The 24,253-nt window shown below is 44.1% G+C and carries 9 protein-coding genes; 7 read left to right on the top strand and 2 right to left on the bottom strand.

What is annotated here, in order from left to right; translation table 11 throughout:
* Positions 1-811: 811 nt before the first annotated feature.
* The 6 genes from QT992_RS12680 (at position 812) to QT992_RS12655 (ending at position 22,875) form a co-directional block, all read left to right on the top strand.
* Positions 812-3,028 (top strand): transporter substrate-binding domain-containing protein, encoded by a 2,217-nt coding sequence (locus QT992_RS12680; protein ID WP_333335496.1) that lies wholly within the window; start codon positions 812-814, stop codon positions 3,026-3,028.
* Positions 3,029-3,183: 155 nt separating this feature from the next.
* A complete protein-coding gene (locus QT992_RS12675) occupies positions 3,184-6,591 on the top strand; it encodes an amino acid adenylation domain-containing protein (protein WP_333335499.1) in 3,408 nt (1,135 codons plus the stop codon).
* Positions 6,588-9,983: an amino acid adenylation domain-containing protein gene (locus QT992_RS12670; protein ID WP_333335502.1), complete on the top strand. Its 3,396-nt coding sequence runs from the start codon at positions 6,588-6,590 to the stop codon at positions 9,981-9,983. Before QT992_RS12675 ends, QT992_RS12670 begins: the two co-directional genes overlap by 4 nt.
* Entirely contained in the window at positions 9,983-16,588 is a 6,606-nt protein-coding gene (locus QT992_RS12665; RefSeq protein WP_333335505.1) for an amino acid adenylation domain-containing protein, read from the top strand. The genes QT992_RS12670 and QT992_RS12665 overlap by 1 nt, the downstream gene beginning before the upstream one ends.
* Positions 16,588-21,528, top strand: coding sequence for an amino acid adenylation domain-containing protein (locus QT992_RS12660; RefSeq protein WP_333335507.1), 4,941 nt, complete (start codon positions 16,588-16,590; stop codon positions 21,526-21,528). Before QT992_RS12665 ends, QT992_RS12660 begins: the two co-directional genes overlap by 1 nt.
* Positions 21,529-21,555: 27 nt before the next feature.
* Positions 21,556-22,875 (top strand): MFS transporter, encoded by a 1,320-nt coding sequence (locus tag QT992_RS12655; RefSeq protein WP_333335510.1) that lies wholly within the window; start codon positions 21,556-21,558, stop codon positions 22,873-22,875.
* Here the strand turns inward: QT992_RS12655 and QT992_RS12650 are convergent.
* Together QT992_RS12650 and QT992_RS12645 are read right to left on the bottom strand one after the other, a co-directional pair.
* Positions 22,872-23,027, bottom strand: coding sequence for a hypothetical protein (locus QT992_RS12650; RefSeq protein ID WP_333335514.1), 156 nt, complete (start codon positions 23,025-23,027; stop codon positions 22,872-22,874). The two genes, QT992_RS12655 and QT992_RS12650, sit on opposite strands and share 4 nt — an antisense overlap.
* A 40-nt stretch (positions 23,028-23,067) precedes the next feature.
* On the bottom strand, positions 23,068-23,214 hold the full coding sequence (locus QT992_RS12645; RefSeq protein WP_333142299.1) for a hypothetical protein: 147 nt from the start codon (positions 23,212-23,214) through the stop codon (positions 23,068-23,070).
* A 431-nt stretch (positions 23,215-23,645) separates the two neighbouring features.
* Between QT992_RS12645 and QT992_RS12640 the strand changes: the two genes are divergently transcribed.
* On the top strand, positions 23,646-24,251 hold the full coding sequence (locus QT992_RS12640; protein WP_333335517.1) for a DUF4255 domain-containing protein: 606 nt from the start codon (positions 23,646-23,648) through the stop codon (positions 24,249-24,251).
* Positions 24,252-24,253 lie beyond the last annotated feature (2 nt).

Genomic DNA, 24,253 nt, shown 5'->3' with positions numbered 1-24,253 from the left:
GCAATTAATAGACTTTCATAACTTTTGAACGATACAGTTATCATCAAGGTTTAACGCTACAAAAGGGGGTTCTACTTAATTACTGACATATTGTTCTGAGTGTGCGCGATAATCGCACCTATCAGTAAAATTACGGCTATTTTTTAGCTCGTGATTTACAGAATAGTGCGTACATCATTGTTAGATCAGTAAATCCCTATGGACGAATGATATAAGGATGTATAAATTATCTCAAGAACTATTTGCTCTCGAAGTGAATGTAAATGGGGGCATTTCTTCTCAACCTTTTTCTACGTTACTCAGGCCCAAACAAGGAAATGTTGAATTTTTACCTTGCATGAGCTTTTGTTTACAGAAATTTTATTGATTTCCCTTGACAAGCATCTATCCAAAGACTTATATTAAATATATCTAAAGATAGATGACAAATAAATAAGCTGATGAGTACGGCTGGCAAAAAGATTAAATTGAATCTACAGGGGGTAGTGGCTCAAAAAATCAGATTATTAGTGTGATCAAGGCATTCAAGAGCGGACGTATGGGTGCAATAGTAGCCTCCGGCAAAAAAAATTTGTATCGAGCCAACTTTTTGAAAGGTGCTGAAAGATTGGGAGAACAGTGGGTGCAGTTGACTGTCTTCTAAGGGAAGGCGAGGGTTCGACTAACACAACAGCAATAGCATAATTCACCTATTGCTTAACAAAACCATCCAACAATAGCAAGGTGCCGGAATAGGCTGCGGTTGGAGCAGCATTCAGCGTTTATCCGAATCCCTGCCAATTGAACACACAAATTATCGAATTACAGGAGTATGACCATTCTTAACTACAACGAAAGCACCTACCTGCAAGAAAATCCCGACGTGGCACAAGCCGTAGCTTCAGGCATTATTCCCAACGGCTTCGAGCATTGGGTAAAGTTTGGTTTTATTGAAAAAAGAACGCCACAAATTTCCTTCAACGAGCAATTTTATCTAGATGCTAACCCCCAGGTAGCAGCAGCAGTTGCCAACGGTAGTTTCTCAAGCGGATTTGAACATTATGCGCGGTTTGGAGCGGCTGAAGGTCGAGATCCCGTTGCCAGTACCACACCCACAGGATCTCAACTTCAAGAAATCTTAAAGCGCGGGTTTGTGCGGGTTGCAGTTAACGAGGATGCACTCGGATTTAGCAACCGGGAAGCCGACGGTTCATTTAGTGGGATTGGCATTGATTTTAGTCGCGCCATTGCCACTGCTTTGTTTGGGAACCCGAATGCAGTAGAATTCGTAGTCGTCAAGGCGGGTGAAGACTTTAATAGTGTTGCCAGTGGCGCAGTGGATATCGCCGCCACCCTGCCCACTCAATCTGTGCTCCGCGATGCCAGTTTAGGAGTAGATTATTCGCCTACCGTTTTATTCGACACTCAAGCGGTATTGGTGCGTGGTAATAGTGGAATTAGTTCTGTTGAGCAGTTACCAGGAACAACCATCGGCGTATTAGCAGGAACGCGCTCTGGGCAAAATTTAATAGATGCCGCCCAACGTGCCGGAATCGCCCTCAACATCCAAACTTTTCCCTCACAAGATGCTCTGTTTGGCGCTTACGATGCGGGGCAATTGGGGGCAGTTTCGATTAATCGCGGGGTGCTGAGCAATCGCATTCCCACCTTATCCAATCCGGGAAATCAAGTCATCCTTGAGGAGAACATTTCCAAAGAGCCTTTAGCACTCATCGTGCCGGAAAATCAGTCTGAATGGGCTGATGTGGTGCGCTGGGTGGTCAACACTCCCATCCAAGCCGAATTCTTTGGCATCAACTCCCAGAATGTGAATGAATTTCTTGATGGAAATTCCGCCAGTAAGCGCTTCTTAGGCGTGGAAGGGAATTTAGGAGAATCTTTGGGACTCAAGAATGATTTTGCCTTGAAAGTTATCCAACAAATTGGTAATTACGAAGAGATTTACAATCGCAATTTCAATCCCGAAGTGCTGCCGCGCCAGCTCAATGAACTAATGTTTGTCGAGCCTGGGGGACTGCTTTATTATCCACCATTTTCGGGGACTGACGAATTAAGTGTACCCTTGGTAAATAACGACAACCGCAACGTTTTACAGGAAGTTTTAGACCGGGGGTTCGTGCGCGTTGGGGTGAGAAATGATGCACCCGGACTGGGTTTTGCTGACCCCAACGGCAATTTAACCGGATTTGATGTGGATTTGGGTCGGGGACTAGCAGCTTCCCTATTTGGCGACCCCAACGCAGTGGAATTCGTAATTCAGAAAACGGGTGCTCAGCGCTTCAGCGATGTCGCCAATGGCATCGTTGATGTAACTAGCCGCAACGCTACACATAACCTCAAGCGGGATGCTTTGCTGGGGGTAGATTTTGCCCCCATTAATACTTACGATGCTCAATTTGTGGTAACACCAACCGCCAGCGGAATTACCTCTTTTGAACAGCTTGCAGGTCGCCGAATTGGCGTGAGTGCAAATACTACTTCTGAGGCAACTCTGCGAGAAAAACTGAGTGCTTCGGGCATTAATGCGGAAATCGTAGCCTTAGATAGCTTCCAGACCCTATTTGATAGTTATATCAAGGGCGAATTGGATGCGATCACCGGCGATGGAGGTCTGATTATCTCTCGTCTTCTCACCTTACCCCCAGAGCAGCGAGACCAGCATCAGCCCTTTCCAGAAGTTCTGGGAGAGGAGCCTTTAGCAATGGTGGTGGACGAGAATCAATCCCAGTGGAAGGATGTGGTTTCTGGAGTTACTTATTCTCTTTATGAAGCGTTAGAACTGGGTTTAACTTCTGAAAATGTGCGCCAGGAAATCAATAGTTCAGATCCAGTTGTCCGCCGCTTTTTGGGAGTGGAAGGAAATGTGGGTGAAAGTCTGGGTTTGTCGAATAATTTTGCTTTGAATGCGATTTCCGCAGTGGGGAACTATAACGAGATGAGCGCTCGCAACTTCCCAGGTATTCCTGTTAGCCCTTTGCAAGCGCCTTATACCGAGGGCGGTTTCTTATTCTCGGTTCCTTTTGCTTGATTAGGGGTTAGGCATAGGTTTTCCCGTTTAGCTTTCCCAAGACTTACGCATTTACACACTCGGTTAGGGGCAAGCCAACGGATTGCCCCTACAAAATTGCCCTCAATGTCACGCTAGTTCCCGCAACTATATTATTTGTAATTAAACTTAGACACATGGTAGCTCCTTTAAATAAATCAGAAATTTCAGCATTTAATCCAGAACAGCAACTTAGAAGCAAAGAAAGTTTAACAGACGCCGAACGACATAAGTTATTAGTCGAGTGGAATAACACTACAAGAGAATATCCTCACGATCGCTGCATTCATCAGTTATTTGAGGAACAGGTAAAACGGACACCTGACGCTGTGGCGGTGGTCTTTGAAGAACAGCAATTGACGTACCTCGAATTGAACGCAAGGGCAAACCAACTGGCACATTACCTGCAAGGGCTGGGTGTAGGGCCAGAAGTATTGGTGGGAATTTGTGTCGAACGTTCCATCGAGATGATAGTAGGACTGCTGGGTGTTCTCAAGGCAGGTGGTGCCTACATTCCGCTCGACCCAGCTTATCCCTTGGAACGGTTGGGCTTCATGCTGGAAGATTCTTCTGTACCAGTGTTGCTCACTCAGTCGAAGCTAATCGAAAAACTTCCCCCACATTCTGCACGTGTTGTCTACTTGGACAAAGACTGGGAAGAAATTGTCCAACCAAGTAAGGAAAACCCTAGCAGCAACGTCACCTCCTATAACCTAGCCTACGTCATCTACACGTCAGGGTCTACAGGCAAGCCCAAGGGCGTCTTAGTAGCGCACAAGGGGCTGTGCAACCTAGCCATATCCACAATTCAGCTATTTGATGTGCAGCCAAAGAACCGTATTCTTCAGTTCGCCTCTTTTAGCTTTGATGTCTCAGTTGGGGAAGTTGTCATGGCTCTGGTGTCGGGAGCGACACTGGTACTGGCTTCGCTGGACTCATTAATGCTGGGACCTGCTTTGATTGGGTTGTTGCGCGACAAAGCCATTACGACTGTTGCCCTACCACCGACTGTTTTGGCGCTTCTGCCTCCCGAAGACCTTCCGACATTGCAGACAGTGATTGCCACTGGGGAAGCTTGTAACAGCAACCTTGTAGCACGTTGGGCATCAGGTCGTCAGTTCTTCAATGCTTATGGGCCAACAGAAGCCACTATCTGGGCTACCCTCACCCTGTGCACTGATGGAAGTCAAAAGCCCTCTATCGGGCGGCCGATCGCTAACACCAACATTTATATTCTCGACACTGAGAACAAACCCGTCCCCATTGGAGTAGCAGGAGAACTCCATATCGGGGGTGTTGGTTTAGCCCGAGGATATCTCAACCGTCCTGATTTAACCGAGCAAAAGTTCATTCCTAATCCATTTAGCCACGAACCAAATTCTCGCCTATACAAAACTGGAGATTTAGTTCGTTATCTCCCAAATGGCAACATCGAATTTATTGGTCGCATCGACAACCAAGTAAAAATCCGAGGTTTCCGCATCGAACTCGGCGAAATTGAGGCTGTGTTGTCTCAACACCCAGCAGTTTTAGAAACTGCGATAGTGGCGCGACAAGATGTTGCAGATCGCAAATATCTAGCAGCCTACATTGTCCCTAGGGATGCCAGGGCGATTTCTCGCAGTGACTGGCGCGGTTTTCTCAAAGATAAACTACCCGATTACATGATTCCAGGAGTGTTCGTTATGTTAGATGCCCTGCCATTAACACCGAATGGCAAGGTAAATCGTCAGGTGCTACATGAATATGGTGAAACGAGGGAGCTAAAGCCATTAGAAACTAATATATCTAATCAAAAAATGGATATTACTTCCTCTATTAAGCACAGAGATACTGGATTACAAACTACATCCTCCGACAGTATTAGCTCAACATTACGTTCTTTTGTAGCGAAGTTGCTACAAATAAAGAGCGAGGAAATAGATGATAATACCACTTTTTTAGAACTGGGTACTGATTCACTCCTTCTTTTAGAAATAATGCAAAGCATTAAAAGCAATTTTGGAGTCAATGTGGAAGTTCAACAGTTTTTTGAAGAATTAGAAACTATTGAGACTCTAGCTAATTATATCGATAGGAATTTCTCCGAAGAATCGGAATCATCAACTTGCTCAAATCCCGAATTAAAGTCGCTTGATACAGTTAAAACATCCACTTTTCAATCCAGTAAACCGCCCCAAAAACTAGCTCAAGCCAAAACATTTAATGCAGCAGTAGCCGTCCCCCAATATAAAGCAATGAAAAAACCAAATGAAAATGTAGAATCTGAGCCCAGTGTAGAAAGAATTATCGCGCAACAGCTTCAATTAATGTCTCAACAGCTTGAACTTTTACGTAACGATAAGCCACACAAGGATTTTAAGTCTTTAGAAAAAAGAACAGTCACTGAATTCGCCTCCCCCAAGTCATTCGATCGCTCCGCCACAGTTACTAACCCATCTCCCGTGTGTTCTTACAATGAATGGGATCCACTTGAGGAAGTTATTGTTGGCATCGTCGATGGGGCAATGGTTCCCTCGTGGCATACCATTCATCGCGCTACCGTGCTTCCTGGTCAGGAGAAACAAATGGAGAGCTTAGCCAAGCGGACGGAGAAACAGCCGCTCCCCTACCCAGAGTGGCTCGTTCAGGCTGCTACCAAGTGTGTCGATGGATTTGCTCATATTCTTGAATCCGAAGGAGTTATTGTCCGTCGCCCAGATATTGTTGATTACTCGGCCTCTTTCCGCACACCAGATTGGGAAGTCATGAATGGCTTTTGTTCAGCAAATCCCCGCGACGTTTTCTTGGTAATTGGGAATGAAATTATTGAAGCTCCAATGGCCGATCGCAGTCGTTATTTCGAGTCGTGGGCTTATCGCTCCCTACTAAAAGAATACTTAAAGGGAGGAGCTAAGTGGGTTGCGGCTCCCAAACCACAGCTACTTGATTCACAATACGACCCAGATTACAAAACTCCTGCTCCAGGTGAGGAAAGGCGCTTTGTAATCACTGAGTTTGAGCCAACTTTTGATGCCGCAGACTTTGTACGCTTTGGACGAGATATTTTTGTCCAGAAGAGTCACGTTACTAACAGTCTTGGGATTGAATGGGTGCGGCGGCACCTGGGTGATGAATATCGAGTTCACGAGCTTCAGTCACTCTGCCCCCAAGCCTTGCATATTGACACTACCCTAGTTCCCCTCGCTCCAGGAAAAGTGTTAGTAAACCCCCTGTTCATAGATGTTGACAACCTGCCTGACTACTTCAAATCTTGGGATATCCTGCTCGCACCTAAACCGAACCGAACGCCGATGACACTGTATGACACAAAAGTGATCAGTCAGTGGGTCAATATGAACGTACTTAGTCTCGATGAAGAGCGAGTAATCGTCGAAAAATCACAGGAATCTACGATTCAAGCATTAAAAGACTGGGGGTTTAAACCGATTCCTTGTGAATTTGAAAGTTACTATCCTTTCATGGGTTCTTTCCATTGCGCGACGCTGGATGTTCGCCGACGTGGCGAACTCCGTTCATATGAGATGGAGGAGGGCGCACTATGAACCTCAATCAATTTTTAGCTGAACTTGCCGAACGCGGTGTCAAATTGTGGCTAGAGGGTGATACGTTGCGTTTTCGCGCTCCCAAGGGGGTAATGACATCAGAAGATCGGGATTTTCTGGTATTAAATAAAGCAAAAATTATCTCGTTGCTATCCCAGAATAAGACAAGTGCGAACGATACTGACCGAACAATTGTACCCCTCTCAGAAAAAAGGGACATACCTCTATCTTTTCCCCAAGAACAACTGTGGTTTTTGAACCAGTTAGATCCAAATAACGTTTCTTACAACGAACTATTTGCTTTACGATTCTTGGGCGTACTAAACATCGTTAGGCTAGAGCAAAGCCTGAACAAAATCGTTGATCGCCACGCAGCTTTACGAACAAACTTTACGACGGTTAACGGGCAGCCAGTTCAGGTTATTGCTGAAAGCTTGATTTTGACAGTGCCAGTTATAGACTTAAGCAATCTACATGCTAGTGACAGAGAAACAGAAGTCCAACAATTAGCAACGGAACAAGCCCAAAAGCCCTTTGACTTAGTTAGTGAACCCTTAATCCAAGCGACTGTACTTAAGCTAACAGACATAGAATATATATTCTTGCTGAGAACTCACCACATTGTCTGGGATGGTTGGTCATTAGGTGTTATGTGGCGGGAGTTAGCAGCTTTCTACAATGACTTATCCCAAGAATTACCTCCACTCCCGGCTGAGTATCCAGACTTTGCAGTTTGGCAGAGGCAATACTTGACAGGTGAGGTATTAGATTCCCTACAAACTTATTGGAAAGAACAACTATTAGATGCCCCACCTCTATTAGAACTGCCCACTGACCGAGCGCGAGGAGTTACACAAACTTTTCGAGGAAAACATTATAGATTTGTCATTCCAAAGCCTCTCACCGAAGCTCTGCTCGATTTAAGTCGGCGGCAAAAAGTGACTATTTTTATGACGCTCTTAACGGCGTTTCAAACATTACTTTACCGTTATACAGGGCAAGATGATATTGTAGTCGGTTCGCCCATTGCGAATCGCGATCGCGCCGAATTTAAGGATTTGATTGGATATTTTGTTAATACGCTAGTATTACGCACTTGTTTGGCAGGAAACCCAAGCTTTGAGGATTTACTCTCTAGGGTGCGAAAAGTAACGCTCGGAGCTTATGGTCATCGAGAACTACCGTTTGAGAAATTAGTAGAGATATTGCAGCCAGAACGCTCTTTGAGTTACACACCACTGTTCCAGGTGATGTTCATGCTGCTCGATGAATTACCTGAAATCCAAATGGAAGGCTTAAGGGTAAGTCCATTAGCAGTAGAAACTGGCATGGCGCGGGTTGATTTGGTTTTGTCTATAGAGAAGACTGCATCGGGACTTATCGGGGAGTGGGAATACAATATCGACTTGTTTGATGATGTCACGATCGCTCAAATGACAGATCATTTCCAAACCTTGCTAGAAGCGATCACAGCCAATCCAAAACAGAAGCTTTCTGAATTGCCCCTGCTGACAGAAATCGAGCGACACCAGCTATTAGTCGAATGGAATAACACAGAAGCTGAGTATCCCCAGGATAAGTGCATTCATCAATTATTTGAAGAACAGGTTGAGAATTCGCCTGACGCTGTGGCAGTAATGTTTGAAGGGGAACAACTGACTTATCGAGAGTTGAATGCAAAAGCGAATCAGTTGGCACACTACTTGCGCTCTCGCGGAGTTGGGACAGAAGTTTTAGTGGGCATTTGTGTCGAACGTTCTCTTGATGCCATTGTGGGAATACTAGGCATTCTCAAAGCTGGCGGTGCTTACGTCCCCATAGACCCCGCCTACCCGGTTGAGCGCATCGCCTATATGCTCGATGATTCGCAGCTACCAGTTCTATTGACTCAGAAACAACTGGTCGCCTCGTTACCAGAACATCAAGCACGGGTAGTCTGCTTAGATTCTGATTGGGAAGAAATCTCTACTGAAAGTGAACTTTCTCCCTTCACTAACGTGACACCAGAAAACTTAGCTTATGTCATTTATACCTCTGGCTCAACCGGAAAGCCCAAAGGGGTTTTAATTCCCCATTCAGGACTGTTAAATCTAGTTTTTTGGCACCAACACGCTTTTGAAATAACATCGTCAGATCGAGCTACTCAGCTAGCTGGAACTGCATTTGATGCTTCCGTCTGGGAAGTATGGCCTTATTTAGCATCGGGAGCAAGTATTTATTTAGTTAAGCCAGAGATTCTTCTCTCTCCAGAAAAGCTCCGCGACTGGGTAGTTGAGAAAAAAATAACAATTACTTTTGTCCCTACCCCAATAGCAGAAAAGCTGTTGTCTCTGCAATGGCGCTGTGACGGAGCTTTACGAATTATGCTGACAGGTGGAGATAAGCTTCATCAGTATCCATCAGCTTCAATTCCTTTCAAGGTAGTCAATAACTACGGGCCAACTGAGAACACTGTGGTCACGACTTCTGGATTAGTGACCTGCGGTAGCACAGATAATACATTGCCTCATATTGGTCGTCCGATTGATAATACTCAAGTTTATATTCTCGATTACTACCTCCAACCCGTTCCCATTGGAGTTCCTGGAGAACTACACATTGCCAGTGCCGGCTTAGCGCGAGGCTATCTAAACCGGCCTGATTTAACCGCTGAAAAATTTATTGCCAATCCATTTAGTAACGAACCTAATAGCCGACTCTATAAAACCGGCGACTTAGCGCGTTATCTCCCAGATGGCAACATCGAATACCTCGGTCGTATCGATAATCAGGTAAAAGTTCGCGGTTTCCGCATCGAACTGGGCGAGATTGAGGCAGCGATCGCCCAGCATCCAGCTATCAGAGAAACTGTAGTTATAGTCAGAGAAAACGCTACAGACGATAAGCAATTAGTTGCCTATGTTGTCCCATATCAGGAACCAGCACCTGCAATTAGCGACTTGCGCCATTTCCTTAAACAACAATTGCCTGATTACATGATACCGAATGCTTTTGTAGTGCTGGAGACACTACCACTGACCCCCAATGGTAAAGTAGACCGCAAATCATTGCCACCACCAGATATCAATAGTTTAATTCACAAACCCGATTTTGTAGCTCCTGGGACTCCTACAGAAAAATTGATAGCATCCATTTTGGCTCAGGTCTTGGAAGTAGAAAAAGTGGGGATAAATGATAACTTCTTTGAATTAGGGGGGCATTCTTTACTAGCCACTCAACTCATCGCACAAGTGAAGGAAAATTTTTTAATCGACGTTCCATTATCTAAGTTTTTTGAAGCTCCAACTATAGCGTGCCTTTCTAGCTACGTTGAAGCAATTTCTTGGGCAAAAGAAAGTCTAGAAGCCAGCAACATCACAATCAATAACAAAGAAGAGGAAGTGGAATTCTAATGAATACGATTGAGTTTGTTAATCACCTCCGAAAGTTAAATATTAAGCTGTTTCTGGAAGGCAATCGCCTACGTTGCAAGGCTCCTGAAGGGATTATTACGCCTGCTCTTAAGGCAGAAATTAGCGAGCGCAAAGCTGAGATTATCTCATTTTTGCAACAAGCGAATCTTCAAAGCAATACCACTGCGATCGCTCCCGTATCCAGAACAGAAAACAATACCTTTCCTCTTTCCTTTGATCAACAGCGATTGTGGTTTCTTTATCAACTACAACCTAACAGCCCCTTTTATAACATTCCTCTGAACTTGCATTTTAGCGGTCAACTCAATATTGCTGCCTTGGAATCGAGCTTGCAATTACTCATCAATCGCCATGAAATCTTACGCACTAACTTTATTACCGTAGACGAAAAACCTACTCAATTCATAAATGCGGCTAGAGAATTTTCTTTACCAGTCGTTGATTTGCGTTCTTTGCCTGCCAGTGAACGAGATTTGGAGTGTCAGAAATTAGCTTTTATTGCAGCCAGCTATGTATTTAATCTCTCCGAAGAGCCTTTACTGCGGACACAGTTAGTTCAATTAACCTCAACTGAAAATGTTTTAGTTCTAACAATTCATCACATAATTTTTGATGGTTGGTCTATTAATAATTTTCTTCAAGAATTAACTACAATTTACTCATTTATAATTGAAGAAAGTAAACCAAATCTGACCCAAATAAATCTTCAATATGTAGATTTTGCTGTTTGGCAAAAGCAGTGGTTACAAGGAGAAGTTTTAGAATCCCAACTCTCTTACTGGCAACAGAAACTAGCTCTAATGCCAGAGTTGTTAGAATTGCCAACAGATCGTCTTCGACCTGCTCTACAGTCCTTTCGCGGAGAAACCCAATTTTTTACGATTGAGCCAGAGATTAGTGAAGCACTTGTAAATTTAAGTCAGCAGCAGGGAGTGACGCTCTTTATGTTGCTGCTAACAGCATTTAAAATATTGCTCTATCGCTACACTAATCAACCCGATATTGTAGTTGGTTCCCCAGTGGCTAATCGTCAGCACCCACAAACCCAAGGAATGCTGGGATTTTTTGTTAATAATTTGGTGCTACGTACAGATTTATCAGACAACCCTACCTTTGTTCAGTTATTACAACAAGTTAAAAAAGTTGTCCTAGAAGCTTACGATCATCAAAACTTACCATTTGAGAAGTTAGTAGAAGCACTACATCCAGAGCGAAATCTAAGTTACGCCCCCTTATTTCAAGTAGTTTTCGCTTTAGAAAATGAGCCAAAGACTACTCTTGAACTGAAAGATTTAACAATTAGCACATTTGAATCTGAAAGGAATCACACAGCTAAGTTAGATTTAGACTTATCGTTGCATAAAACCCAGCACGGTTTAACAGGAGCTTTTGAATATAGTACAGACCTCTTTGATACCACGACCATTGCTCGAATGATAGAGCATTGGCAAACTTTGTTGGCTGGTATTGTAGCGAATCCAAAACAAAGGCTATCAGATTTACCCATTTTGACAGCAATTGAGCAACACAAATTATTAGTGGAGTGGAATCAAACCCAACAAGACTATCCGAAGAATCTATGTATTCATCAATTATTTGAAGCACAAGTAGAACGAATACCAGATGCAACCGCAGTAATTTTTAAAGACGAACAGCTAACCTACCGAGAACTAAACACCAAGGCTAACCAATTAGCACACCATTTACAAGGACTGGGGGTAAAACCAGAAACACTGGTAGGTATCTGTGTCGAACGTTCCCTTGAGATGATTGTAGGAATCTTGGGCATTCTCAAAGCAGGTGGTGCTTATGTTCCGATAGACCCTGCTTATCCATCGGAGCGCATCGCCTATATGCTCGATGATTCACAACTACCAGTTCTATTGACTCAGGAAAAACTGGTTTCCTCGTTACCAGAACATCAAGCACAAATAGTCTGCTTAGATTCTGATTGGGAAAAAATCTCTACTGAAAGTGAACTTTCTCCCACTACTGGCGTGACATCAGAGAACTTGGCTTATGTCATTTATACTTCTGGCTCAACCGGAAAGCCTAAAGGAGTTCTCGTTGCTCATCGAGGATTGTGTAATCTAGCACAGGGACAAATCAAGCTGTTCGATGTGCAGCCCGATAGTCGGGTTCTCCAGTTTGCATCCATTAGCTTTGATGGTTCTATCTCAGAAATTGTCATGGCTCTTTGTGCGGGAGCAATACTTTGTTTGGGAACGCGGGAGTCACTGCAACCGGGAAACCCTTTGCTGAGGCTATTACAGGAGCAAAAGATTACCCATCTTACTCTTGTACCATCAGCACTTGCTGCTCTGCCGAGTGAGGAGTTGCCAGCGTTGGAGAATATCATCGTCGCGGGAGAGCCATGTCCTCCTTCTCTAGCCACTCAATGGGCAAAAGGACGGCGCTTCTTTAATGCTTACGGGCCAACTGAATCCACTGTCTGCGCTACAGTCGCACAATGCTTTGAAGGTATGGACGTGCTGCCGATTGGTCGTCCGATTGATAACACTCAAGTTTATATTCTTGACCCTCACAATCAACCCGTACCGATAGGCGTTCCGGGAGAACTTCACATTGCGGGTGTGGGACTTGCCAAAGGTTATCTCAACCGTCCTGAGTTGACTGATGAGAAATTTATTTCCAACCCCTTTAGCAATGAACCGGGTTCGCGCCTCTATAAAACTGGAGATTTAGCCCGTTATCTTCCAGACGGCAACATCGAATATATGTCCCGCATCGACAACCAAGTAAAAATCCGAGGTTTCCGCATCGAATTGGGCGAGGTTGAGGCAGCATTATTGCAACACCCAGCTATACGAGAAACTGTAGTTGTTGCCATTGAAAATACCACAGACACCCAACAATTAGTAGCTTATTTCGTTCGCCAAACAGAAGTATCACCCACCGTTGCTGACCTACGTCATTTCCTCAAACAGCAACTCCCCGATTACATGATACCCAGTGCTTTTGTCACACTGGAACACTTTCCCTTAACCCCAAATGGTAAAGTAGACCGTCGTGCTTTACCTGCCCCAGAAATTCGACCGGAACTCGAATTAACTTTTGTTGCACCGCGCACTCCTTTAGAAGAAATATTAGCCAACATTTGGGCGGAGGTACTAGGAATTAAACGAATAGGAATTAATGATAATTTCTTTAACTTGGGAGGACATTCCTTATTAGCGACTCAAATTATCTCTAGAATTGGCGCAAGTTTAGCTGTGGAAGTTCCGTTACGCCATTTATTTGAATCCCCTACTATTGCCTCACTAGCAGAACAGATTCAAATTTTACTAAGTAACGAAAACCCTGTACAAAGACCACTCATATTACCAGTTCAACGCACAACCGAAATCCCATTATCCTTTGCCCAAGCTAGATTGTGGTTCCTCGACCAATTGCAACCAGAAAGTGGATTCTACAACATCCCGAACATTTTACGGTTGAACGGTCAACTCAATATCAGTGCTTTAGAGGATAGTATCAATGAGATTATTCTTCGTCACGAAGCTTTACGGACTAACTTTACTACTCAAAATGGTAAACCCGTTCAAATTATTCAGGCAAACTACAAGCTGGAATTACCGATTATAGACTTAGAACCTTTATCTAAAGAAGCGAGAGAAATTGAAGCGAAAAGATTAGTTACTCAGGTGGCACATCAACCTTTTAACCTCCAACGAGAACCTTTACTAAGAAGTTCTTTGCTGAAATTAGGTGAACAAGATTATATCTTTGTATTAGTCTTCCACCATATTATTGCTGATGGCTGGTCAATTGAGATACTCGAACGAGAACTAAGTACAATTTATACAGCATTATGTAATAATCAAACTCCGAGCTTGCCAGAATTACCCATTCAATATGCTGACTTTGCTGTTTGGCAACGCAACTGGTTAACTGGTGAAGTATTCCAAACACAGCTTAACTATTGGCAGGAACAACTCAAAGGGATTCCCGCTTTATTAGAATTACCAACAGACCGACCCAGACCAGCGATTCAAACTTACCAAGGTACACACCAATCTTTTCAACTTCCTGTTGAACTAAGTGAAGCTATTATTTCACTCTGTAAACGCATGGGTGTTACCCCATTTATGTTCCTTTTAACAGCATTTCAAACGTTGCTTTATCGCTTATCAGGTCAAGATGATATTGTAGTAGGTACGCCAGTAGCTAATCGTCATTATCGAGAAACAGAAAAGCTAATCGGATTTTTCGTCAATACTGTAGCTCTGAGAACTACTAATTTATCCTTAAATCCCAGCTTTGAAGAGTTAGTACGTCAAGTCAGGGAAGTGACATTGGGAGCATACGCTCATCAAGATATGCCTTTTGAGGAATTAGTAGAAGCATTGCAACCAGAGCGTTCTTTAAGTCATTCCCCTGTATTCCAGGTCATGTTTGGGGTTGAAAATGAGCCGATATCTAACTTCTCTTTACCTGCATTAGAAGTCAGCCGATTGATAATAGGCACTAACTACGCTAAGTTTGATTTGGATTTATCGTTTCAAAATACTAATGATGGTTTTATCGGGCAATGGGAATATAATACTGACCTGTTTGATGGGTCAACTATCGCTCGGATGTCGGGTTATTTACAAACATTATTATCAACAATTGTTGCTAATCCAAAAACGCCAGTTTCAGAGTTACCTTTGCTGAGTGCAACCCAACAGCATCAGTTGTTAATAGAGTGGAATCATACTCAGAAATATTATCCTCAATATCGGTGCATCCATCAGTTATTTGAAGAACAAGTAGAATTAACTCCTGATGCTGTGGCGGTGGTTTTTGAAGCGGAACAAATAACTTATCGAGAATTAAATGTAAAAGCCAATCAGTTAGCACATTATTTGCAAACTTTAGGGGTAAAACCTGAAGTTTTAGTAGGAATTTGTGTAGAACGATCGCTCGAAATGGTAATTGGCTTGTTGGCCATCCTCAAAGCAGGCGGCGCTTACGTTCCACTCGACCCAAACTATCCCTCCGAGCGCTTGGCTTTCATGCTAGAAGATTCCTCAGTGCCAGTGCTGCTGACTCAACAAAAGTTGGTCGAGAAACTTCCCTCACATTCTGCGCGTGTTGTCTACGTTGAAAAAGATTGGGAAGAAATTGCTTTTCATAGTCAGGAGAACCCTAGCAGCAGCGTAACACCTGATAACCTAGCTTATGTTATCTACACATCAGGCTCTACTGGAAAACCTAAAGGCGTTTTAATTGAACATAGGTCGCTAGTTAATTACACGACGGTTGCGATCGCTGAATATCAAATAGAGAAGTCAGATCGCATTCTCCAATTCTCCTCAATCAGTTTTGATGTTAGCGCCGAAGAAATCTATACCAGCCTGACTTCTGGTGCGACGCTTGTCTTGCGTACTGATTCCATGCTGGACTCCATTGAGGGATTTTTGCAAAAGTGCAAGAATTGGGAAATAACTGTAATGGCTTTGCCGACAGCCTACTGGCACGAACTGACTGCTTTCTTGAGTCAAAAAACGGTGGCATTACCCCCATCATTGCGGTTAATAATCATTGGCGGAGAAAGAGCACTGCCCGAACGACTGAAAACTTGGCTTGAGTGTGTGGAACAGCAAGTTCGTCTGGTGAATAATTACGGCCCTACAGAAGCTACTGTGGGAGCAACGATATATGATTTATCGGTAGCGGACACGACATTGAAGGAGTTGCCGATCGGTCGTCCCCTTGGTAATGTCCAGACCTACATCTTAGATGGGAATCGTCAGCCTGTACCCATTGGTATTCCTGGTGAGTTGCATATCGGTGGTTCTGGTTTAGCACGGGGGTATCTCAACCGTCCTGAGTTGACCGATGAGCGGTTTATTCGCAATCCTTTTAGTGACTTTCCCGCTGAGCGCCTTTATAAAACTGGAGATCAGGTTCGCTATCTGCCCGATGGTAATATCGAATACTTAGGTCGGATAGATGACCAAGTGAAGATTCGCGGTTTCCGCATCGAACTCGGAGAAATTGAAGCAGCACTCAGCCAGCATCCAAACTTGCTCCAAGTCGCTGTTACGCTTCGAGAAGACATTCCGGGTCAAAAGAGCTTAGTGGCTTATATTGTCCCTCTTCAGGAACCAGCACCCACTTTTAGTGAATTGCGCCATTTTCTGAAAGAGCAATTACCAGACTATATGGTGCCTAGTGCTTTTGTGATTTTGGAGTGCTTGCCAGTGACACCGAATGGCAAAGTAGACCGCAAATCATTGCCAGCACCAGACCTCAATAGTTTGATTCAAAAAGGAGATTTTGTAGCTCCTCGGACTCCTACAGAAGAATTACTAGCATCCATCTGGGCTAAGGTCTTAGGAGTAGAGAAAGTGAGTATAAATGACAATTTTTTTGAATCAGGTGGGCATTCTTTACTGGCGACTCAACTGCTCTCAAAAGTGAGTCATACCTTTGGGCTGAATCTGCCTTTATCGAAGTTGTTTGAATCTCCCACTGTAGCGGGTATTTCTAGCTACATTGAAGCAATATCTTGGGCGAGTCAAAATAGCGAAACGAGCAACACAACTATTAATAACAGAGAAGAGGTGGAATTTTGATGAATACAATTGAGTTTATAAATAATCTACGCAAGCTAGATATCAACCTATTTATGGAAGGCGATCGCCTTCGTTGCAACGCTCCTGAAGGGACACTCACCCCTGCTCTTAAGTCAGAAATTAATGGGCGTAAAGCAGAGATAATCTCCTTTTTGCACCAAGCCAATAATCAGAAGAATGCCAGTGAACTCGCTCCTATATCCCGAAGCGAAAACAACACCTTCCCTCTTTCCTTTGCCCAACAGCGTCTTTGGTTTCTCAACCAATTGCAGCCGAACAGCGCGTTCTATAATATTCCTCTTGGCTTGCATTTTAGCGGTCAACTCAATATTGCGGCTTTAGAGTCAAGCTTGCAATTACTCATCAATCGCCATGAAATCTTACGCACTAACTTTATTGCTGTAGATGGAGAACCCGTTCAGGCGATCGCTGCCACTAGAGATTTTACGCTGCCAGTCGTGGATTTTCGTCCTCTGCCAGCAAGTGAACGAGAGATTGAATATGAGAAATTAGCTTCTCAGTCAGTAATGTATGTGTTTAATCTCGCCCAAGAGCCTCTACTCCGAGCACAGTTAGTTCAGCTTACTCCAACAGAAAATGTTCTACTGCTAACAGTTCACCACATTATCTTTGATGGTTGGTCTGTCAATATCTTTGTTCAAGAGTTAACCACAATTTACTCAGCTTTAGTTGAGCATCATACACTAACTCTGCCTGAAATCCACCTTCAATATGTAGACTTTGCTGTGTGGCAACGGCAGTGGTTACAGGGAGAAGTTTTACAGTCTCAACTCGCTTACTGGCAGCAAAAACTAGCTCTAATGCCAGCGTTGTTAGAATTGCCAGCCGACCGTCCCCGACCTGCTGTACAATCCTTTCGCGGAGAAACTCAAGTTTTTACCCTTGAGCAAGATATTAGTGAAGCACTCGTAAGTTTGAGTCAGCAGCGGGGGGTCACGCTCTTTATGTTGCTCCTCACAGCATTTAAAATATTACTTTATCGCTACACTAATCAACCCGATATTGTTGTTGGTTCGAGCGTTGCTAATCGTCAGTACCCTCAACTTCAAGGAATGATGGGATTTTTTGTTAATAATTTAGTGCTGCGTACAGATTTATCAGACAACCCTACCTTTGTTCAGTTATTACAACAAGTTAAACAAGTTGTTTTAGAAGCTTACGATCATCAAGACTTACCATTTGATCAGTTAGTAGAAGCACTACACCCAGAGCGTCACTTAAGCTACTCGCCTTTGTTTCAAATAAGTTTCGACATGGAGCATGAATCAACGTCTGATATTACTCTTCAAGATTTAAAAATTAACATATCTGAACCAGGAAGCAATGATACGGCTAAGTTGGACTTAATCTTATCTTTACAGAAAACCGAGCAGGGTTTAACAGGAGCTTTTGAATATAGTACAGACCTCTTTGATGCCACGACCATTGCTCGAATGATAGAGCATTGGCAAACTTTGTTGGCTGGTATTGTAGCGAATCCAGAACAAAGGCTATCAGATTTACCGATTTTGACGGCAATTGAACAATCCAAGTTATTAGTCGAGTGGAATCAAACTCAACAAGGCTATCCTCAGAATCTATGTATTCATCAATTATTTGAAGCGCAGGTAGAACAAACACCAGATGCAGTAGCAGTAATCTTTAAAGAGGAGTACCTAACCTACCGAGAACTAAATGCCAAAGCTAACCAATTAGCACACCATTTACAAGCACTGGGGGTAAAACCAGAAACACTGGTTGCCATCTGTGTCGAGCGTTCTCTGGAGATGATAGTAGGACTTCTGGGGATTCTCAAAGCTGGGGGCGCATACGTTCCACTCGATGCCGCATACCCGTCTGAGCGTTTGGCTTTCATGCTAGAAGACTCGGCTGTACCAGTGTTGCTGACTCAACAACGGTTAGTTGACAGACTGGTCCAGTATGAAGCACAGGTAGTCTGCCTGGATACACAATGGGAGGCGATCGCCCAACACAGCGAAGAAAACACTGCCTACGGCGTAAATGCCGAGAACTTAGCCTATGTTATTTATACATCTGGCTCTACTGGAAAACCAAAGGGAGTTACTATCCAGCATCGATCTTTGGTAAACTATACCAGTGCCGTCAATATTGAGTATGAGATAGAGAAGTGCGATCGCATTTTACAATTTTCCTCAATTAGTTTTGATGTCAGTGCCGAAGAAATTTATACCAGCCTAACTTCTGGTGCCACACTTGTATTGCGTACCGATTCCATGCTGGACTCCATTGAGGGATTTTTGCAAAAGTGCAAGAAATGGGAAATAACTGTAATGGCTTTGCCGACAGCCTACTGGCACGAACTGACCGCTTTCTTGAGCCAAAAAACGGTGGTATTACCCCCATCATTGCGGTTAATAATCATTGGCGGAGAAAGAGCACTGCCCGAACGACTGAAAACTTGGCTTGAATATGCGGGACAGCGAGTTCGTCTGGTGAATAATTACGGCCCGACAGAAGCCACTGTGGGGGCAACGATATATGATTTATCGGTAGTGGACACGACATTGAAGGAGTTGCCGATCGGTCGTCCCCTTGGTAATGTCCAGACCTACATCTTAGATGGGAATCGTCAGCCTGTACCCATTGGTATTCCTGGTGAGTTGCATATCGGTGGTTCTGGTTTAGCACGAGGATACCTCAACCGTCCCGATTTGACCGATGAGCGGTTCATTCGGAATCCCTTTAGTAATCACCCATGTGAACGTCTCTACAAAACTGGCGATTTGGTCCGCTACCTGAGCGACGGCAATATCGAATACTTAGGTCGGATAGATGACCAAGTGAAGATTCGCGGATTCCGCATCGAACTCGGAGAAATTGAGGCTGTACTGGCAAAACATCCGAACGTGCGCTCAGTGACAGTCATCGACCGAGAAGATGCACCTGGAAACAAGCGCCTCGTAGCTTATCTAGTCTCTAACCTTATTCCAGAACGTGTCCCTTATCACAGTGAATGCCAACTAGAACTAAACGGTAACGCCCTCACAATCCACACACAGGATATCTCCACTGGCGGCGTTGGTTTGGTGGGGGTGCCGGCTATCGAGCGAGGTGAGAGCGTCCGCGTGCATATGCAACTACCTGGAGAGAGCGAACCGCGCTGGCTTTCTGGGACAGTAGTTTGGTCACATCCACCACAGGCTGGGATTCGCTTTCGTCTTACACCCAGCGAACAGGCTCAAATCGAGCAAAGCGTAGATTATCAGTTAGACACTCAAGACTTGTGGAAAACTTTGCAGCGCACTGTAACTCGCAACCTGCGCCACTACCTGAAACAAAAGCTACCTGATTACATGATACCGAGCGCGTTTGTGCTGATCAAAGCGCTGCCGGTGACACCCAACGGCAAAATAGACCGTCGCGCCTTACCCGCACCAGATAACTTTTACAACGAACAGGAAGACAAATTTGTCGGCCCTGGCACTCCGACTGAAGTGAAACTGGCTGCTATCTGGGCTGAAGTCCTGGGATTAGAAAAGGTCGGCATTAATGATAATTTCTTTGAACTAGGAGGACATTCACTGCAAGCAGTTTCACTCGTATCCAAGCTCTCAGTAGAGATGAACCTTAAAGTTTCAGTCAAGCTTCTATTTGAGCATCCCACTATAGCTAAATTAGCCAAAGCCATCGAACCGCTGTTCACGACTGAGCCATCTGTCAACCTAAAAGAACTTCAAACCGAAGTTGAAAAACCGATGATTGCTTCTTTACCCAAAATCACAGAATCCTCTCCATTTTTTAAACTAGAACAGCGCTCATTGCTATCCTTGTTAGCTGTAGGAAAAATAGCACCAGTTGATTCAGCCGCTCTGGGTTATCTTCCTATTTCCCTACTAAAAGAAACCAAGTTAACTCGCGATGAAGTCCTCCAAAAGTGGTTGGAAAACCTTCCGATGTGGGATGCTGTTATGGAAACTAAATGGGGTCGAATAGCGGGTCTAATCCTCCCTATATTCGAGGATGAACTATACAGCGACCAGCAGACACTCGTACAAATGGTTGTTGAAGCTTTAGAAATGGCAGGGCGAATCGGTGCGAAAACTGTTTCCTTAACGGGTTTAATTCCCTCGGCAACGGATTACGGTCGTGCGATTGCTAAAGCTATTGAGGGACGTAACAACTTACCAAAAATCACTACGGGACACGCTACTACCTGCTCTTCTGTTGTTCTGACCATTAAGAAAATTTTACAGATTAGTAATCGTTCTTTACAGCGAGAGAAAGTCGCTTTCATCGGATTGGGGTCAATTGGAATTAATACCCTGCGCCTGATGTTAAAATGTTTGCCGCATCCTCAATCGATTATAGTGTGCGATATTTACAGTAAACTGGAATCGCTTCAAAATCTTCAACGCGAACTGAGCGGTGATTTAGGATTTCGAGGTTCTGTTCAAATCGCTACCTCTTCCTCTTCATCGGAACTCCCACCCGAAATCTACGATGCTACCTTAATTATTGGTGCTACCAACGTCCCAGATATTCTCGACATTGATCGGCTGAAACCAGGCACTCTAATTGTTGATGATTCTGGCCCACACTGCTTTTCTCCAGAACAGGCGATTAAGCGCTTTGAGAAACACAAAGATATTTTGTTTACCGAAGGTGGAGCGCTTCACGCACCTGACCCGATAGAAACGGTCATCTACCTACCCGAATCAATGAAGAAAAACATGGATGAAGATTCATTGTCAGACGAGTTTAAGCCTACCAATCCTCTAAACATCATGGGCTGCGTTATGTCCAGTCTTCTCTCTTCTCGTTTTGAGAGTATCAAGCCCACTGTAGGATTGCCAAATCTGGAAACTTGCGTGCAGCACTATCAAGGTTTAGAAGGGTTAGGTTTCCAGGCAGCCGACTTACATTGTGAAGGCTATGTGTTGCAAATCCAGTCAAACTAACCTTTTGTATAGTACAAATTAGCCATTATGCGTATTCTTAAGAATCTCCGACCCTTTACCGATGGAATAGGTGTTTTTCTTATCGTCTGGTTCGGACAACTAATATCCTTAATTGGGTCGGGTCTAACAAGCTTTGCATTGGGAGTGTGGGTGTACCAACGTACAGGTTCAGTCACCCAATTCTCTCTGATTTTGCTATTGGCTCTGTTACCGAGCATCCTAATTTCTCCAGTAGCGGGTGCCTTAGTTGACCGATGGAATCGACGCAAGTGTATGATTTTGTCTGACTTTGCTGCGGGGATGACAACAGTGGCGATCGCCCTATTACTCGCTACCGGAAGCCTTCAAATCTGGCACATCTACCTGGCTGTCAGCCTCAGTTCCATCTGCAAAGCGTTTCAGTTGCCCGCTTACACTGCTTCGACCTCTTCATTAGTGCCGAAAGAATTTCTCCCTCGTGCTAGTGGTATGGTTCAATCAGCAGAAGCGTGCGCCCAGCTAATTTCACCGCTGTTGGCAGGGGTCTTGCTAGGAACCATCGAGCTTCAAGGGATTATTTTAATTGACTTTGCCACATTCCTCTTTGCTGTAACAACTCTGTTACTCGTTCGCTTTCCTAATGTTAAAACTGCTACTGTTTTCCAAGATGAGAAACCTTCACTCTGGCGTGAAGCAATTGAAGGCTGGACTTACATTTACACTCGCCCTGGACTGTTCGCATTGCTCATTGTATTTGCCATCAATAATGTTGCACTCGGAATGATTGAGGTTTTATTCACACCTCTGGTACTTTCCTTCTCTTCAGTTACCGTTCTCGGAACGATTCAATCCCTTGGCGGTGCAGGGATGTTAGTAGGCAGCGTAGTGATGAGTGTTTGGGGAGGGCCAAGACCATTAATTCGTGGTGTATTTGGTTTTACCTTTCTCAGTCAACTGTGCATCTTAACATTGGGATTACGCACCGATACTGCCCTTTTCGCTCTAGCTAACTTCTTGTTTTTCTTGAGTTTACCTTTTATCAATGGTTGGTGTGATGCTATTTTGCTCCGAAAAGTGGCTCCCGATATTCAAGGCCGAGTCTTTGCCACAATTAATATGATTTGTTTCTCGTGCATCCCCCTAGCTTATGCTATGGCTGCCCCCCTAGCCGAACGAATCTTTGAACCTTTAATGGCGGCGGACGGTTTATTAGCTGGAAGCATCGGTCAAATCATTGGTGTGGGGCCGGGCCGCGGTATTGGCTTGCTATTTATTACGATGGAAATTCTAGCCATACTGGTAACAGTTGCTGTTTACCGATATCCGCGCTTGCGGTTTGTTGAAGATGAATTGCCAGATGTGATTTAGTGCTTGGGGAAAGCCGTGAGTGTATCGGTGTTGATTCTCAGTCGGCGCGATAGCTTCACCATTTGCTGCTGGTGATGGTTGCGATCGCCCCTTATGCGATCGGCGAAGATGAAGGACGCTTCAGTCGTACTGGTTGAAACGGCTGAGTCCACCGCTTCATTTATCTGATACTCTCAAAAAACTATTCCATCACTAGGGCAGGATTTGGGGATACCCGTTTAGGGCAACAGTTGGGGTGCGGGCCGTCAGGAGGGCGATCGCTTGTTGAGTGAGCTTGCAGAAAACGACCTGTAGCGTGCAGCCGTTGGGGGCATAAAGCGATCGTACCTCTGTCACCACTTAAATGCACCCCGAATTCTGGAACTGGCGTTCTTACTTCCTGCGGTAAGCGATCGCAAGACGCTTCAGACGGTATTGTTTGCGACTAGGCGTTAAATTTTTACAGTCTGTAGATTTTCTTAATATAAATAACCAAAAAAAGGGGTCTTACCCCCTTGACAAGCATCAATCTAAAAAAATAGAGTTGGTCTATCGAAAGATAGAAGACAGCTAGTTGGTTCCCAACTAAACGAGAAAAAGTATTACCTCTTTCAACAGGTGTTGCATCATTACCAGGTTGAGGATAAAAAATTGAATTCTCACGCATCTATTTTTTCAGAACGCGGCGATCGATAGTCAGATATTATTCTTGGCGATTCGGAAAAAAATTAAATTGTTTAATTTGTTCTAGTGGTCGGTAGTGACACCTGTGCGAGACATCGCTTAAATCAATGATTCAAGACTTAGATGAAACTCTGCAAGAATTACTCAGTCAAGAACTTTCTAAAAAATGGAGGTCTACTGATTTTGGAATTAGCTTTGCTGCCCCTGATAAGGAGGTGGCTAGCAGCACAGATGCAGTTGCTACTACGATTAACTTATTTCTCTATGATATTCGAGAAAACCTAGAATTGCGTAGCAATGAGTGGATCGTAGAGCGTCAAACTAATGGAAGCGCGCTCAAATATCCGCCTCCAGTCAGAGTTGATTGTTCCTATTTAATTACAGTTTGGGTGAAAAAAAGCGAGAGCGTTCAAAAAGATCAAAGTGATCGAGATGAACATCGGTTTTTAGGTGAAGTTATGAAGATACTGATGCGCTACCCCAAAATTCCCAATGAGTTTTTGCGTGGTAGTCTCCAGGGAAAAGAACCTCCGTTGCGAACAATGGCTTTGCGTCCACCTCAATCCCAAAATTGGTCGGAATTCTGGCAAGTGATGGGAGGGAAGCCCAAAGCAATTCTGAGCTATACTGTTACCATTGCGGTAGATGTCCATGAACCTGTAGAAGCTGGAAAGCTTGTGCAGGAGTCGATAATAAATTATTCTCAATTATGAAA

It is taken from the genome of Microcoleus sp. T3_D1 (assembly GCF_036700405.1).
Classification (GTDB): Bacteria; Cyanobacteriota; Cyanobacteriia; order Cyanobacteriales; family Microcoleaceae; genus Microcoleus.
This window is presented reverse-complemented; position numbering and strand designations above follow the sequence as displayed.

What these genes read in the sequence shown, in the direction of transcription:
- QT992_RS12665 (WP_333335505.1), top strand. Translation starts at nt 9,983, where the DNA reads ATGAATACGATTGAGTTTGTTAATCACCTCCGAAAGTTAAATATTAAG.
- QT992_RS12680 (WP_333335496.1), top strand. Translation starts at nt 812, where the DNA reads ATGACCATTCTTAACTACAACGAAAGCACCTACCTGCAAGAAAATCCC.
- QT992_RS12655 (WP_333335510.1), top strand. Translation starts at nt 21,556, where the DNA reads ATGCGTATTCTTAAGAATCTCCGACCCTTTACCGATGGAATAGGTGTT.
- QT992_RS12670 (WP_333335502.1), top strand. Translation starts at nt 6,588, where the DNA reads ATGAACCTCAATCAATTTTTAGCTGAACTTGCCGAACGCGGTGTCAAA.
- QT992_RS12660 (WP_333335507.1), top strand. Translation starts at nt 16,588, where the DNA reads ATGAATACAATTGAGTTTATAAATAATCTACGCAAGCTAGATATCAAC.
- QT992_RS12675 (WP_333335499.1), top strand. Translation starts at nt 3,184, where the DNA reads ATGGTAGCTCCTTTAAATAAATCAGAAATTTCAGCATTTAATCCAGAA.
- QT992_RS12640 (WP_333335517.1), top strand. Translation starts at nt 23,646, where the DNA reads ATGATTCAAGACTTAGATGAAACTCTGCAAGAATTACTCAGTCAAGAA.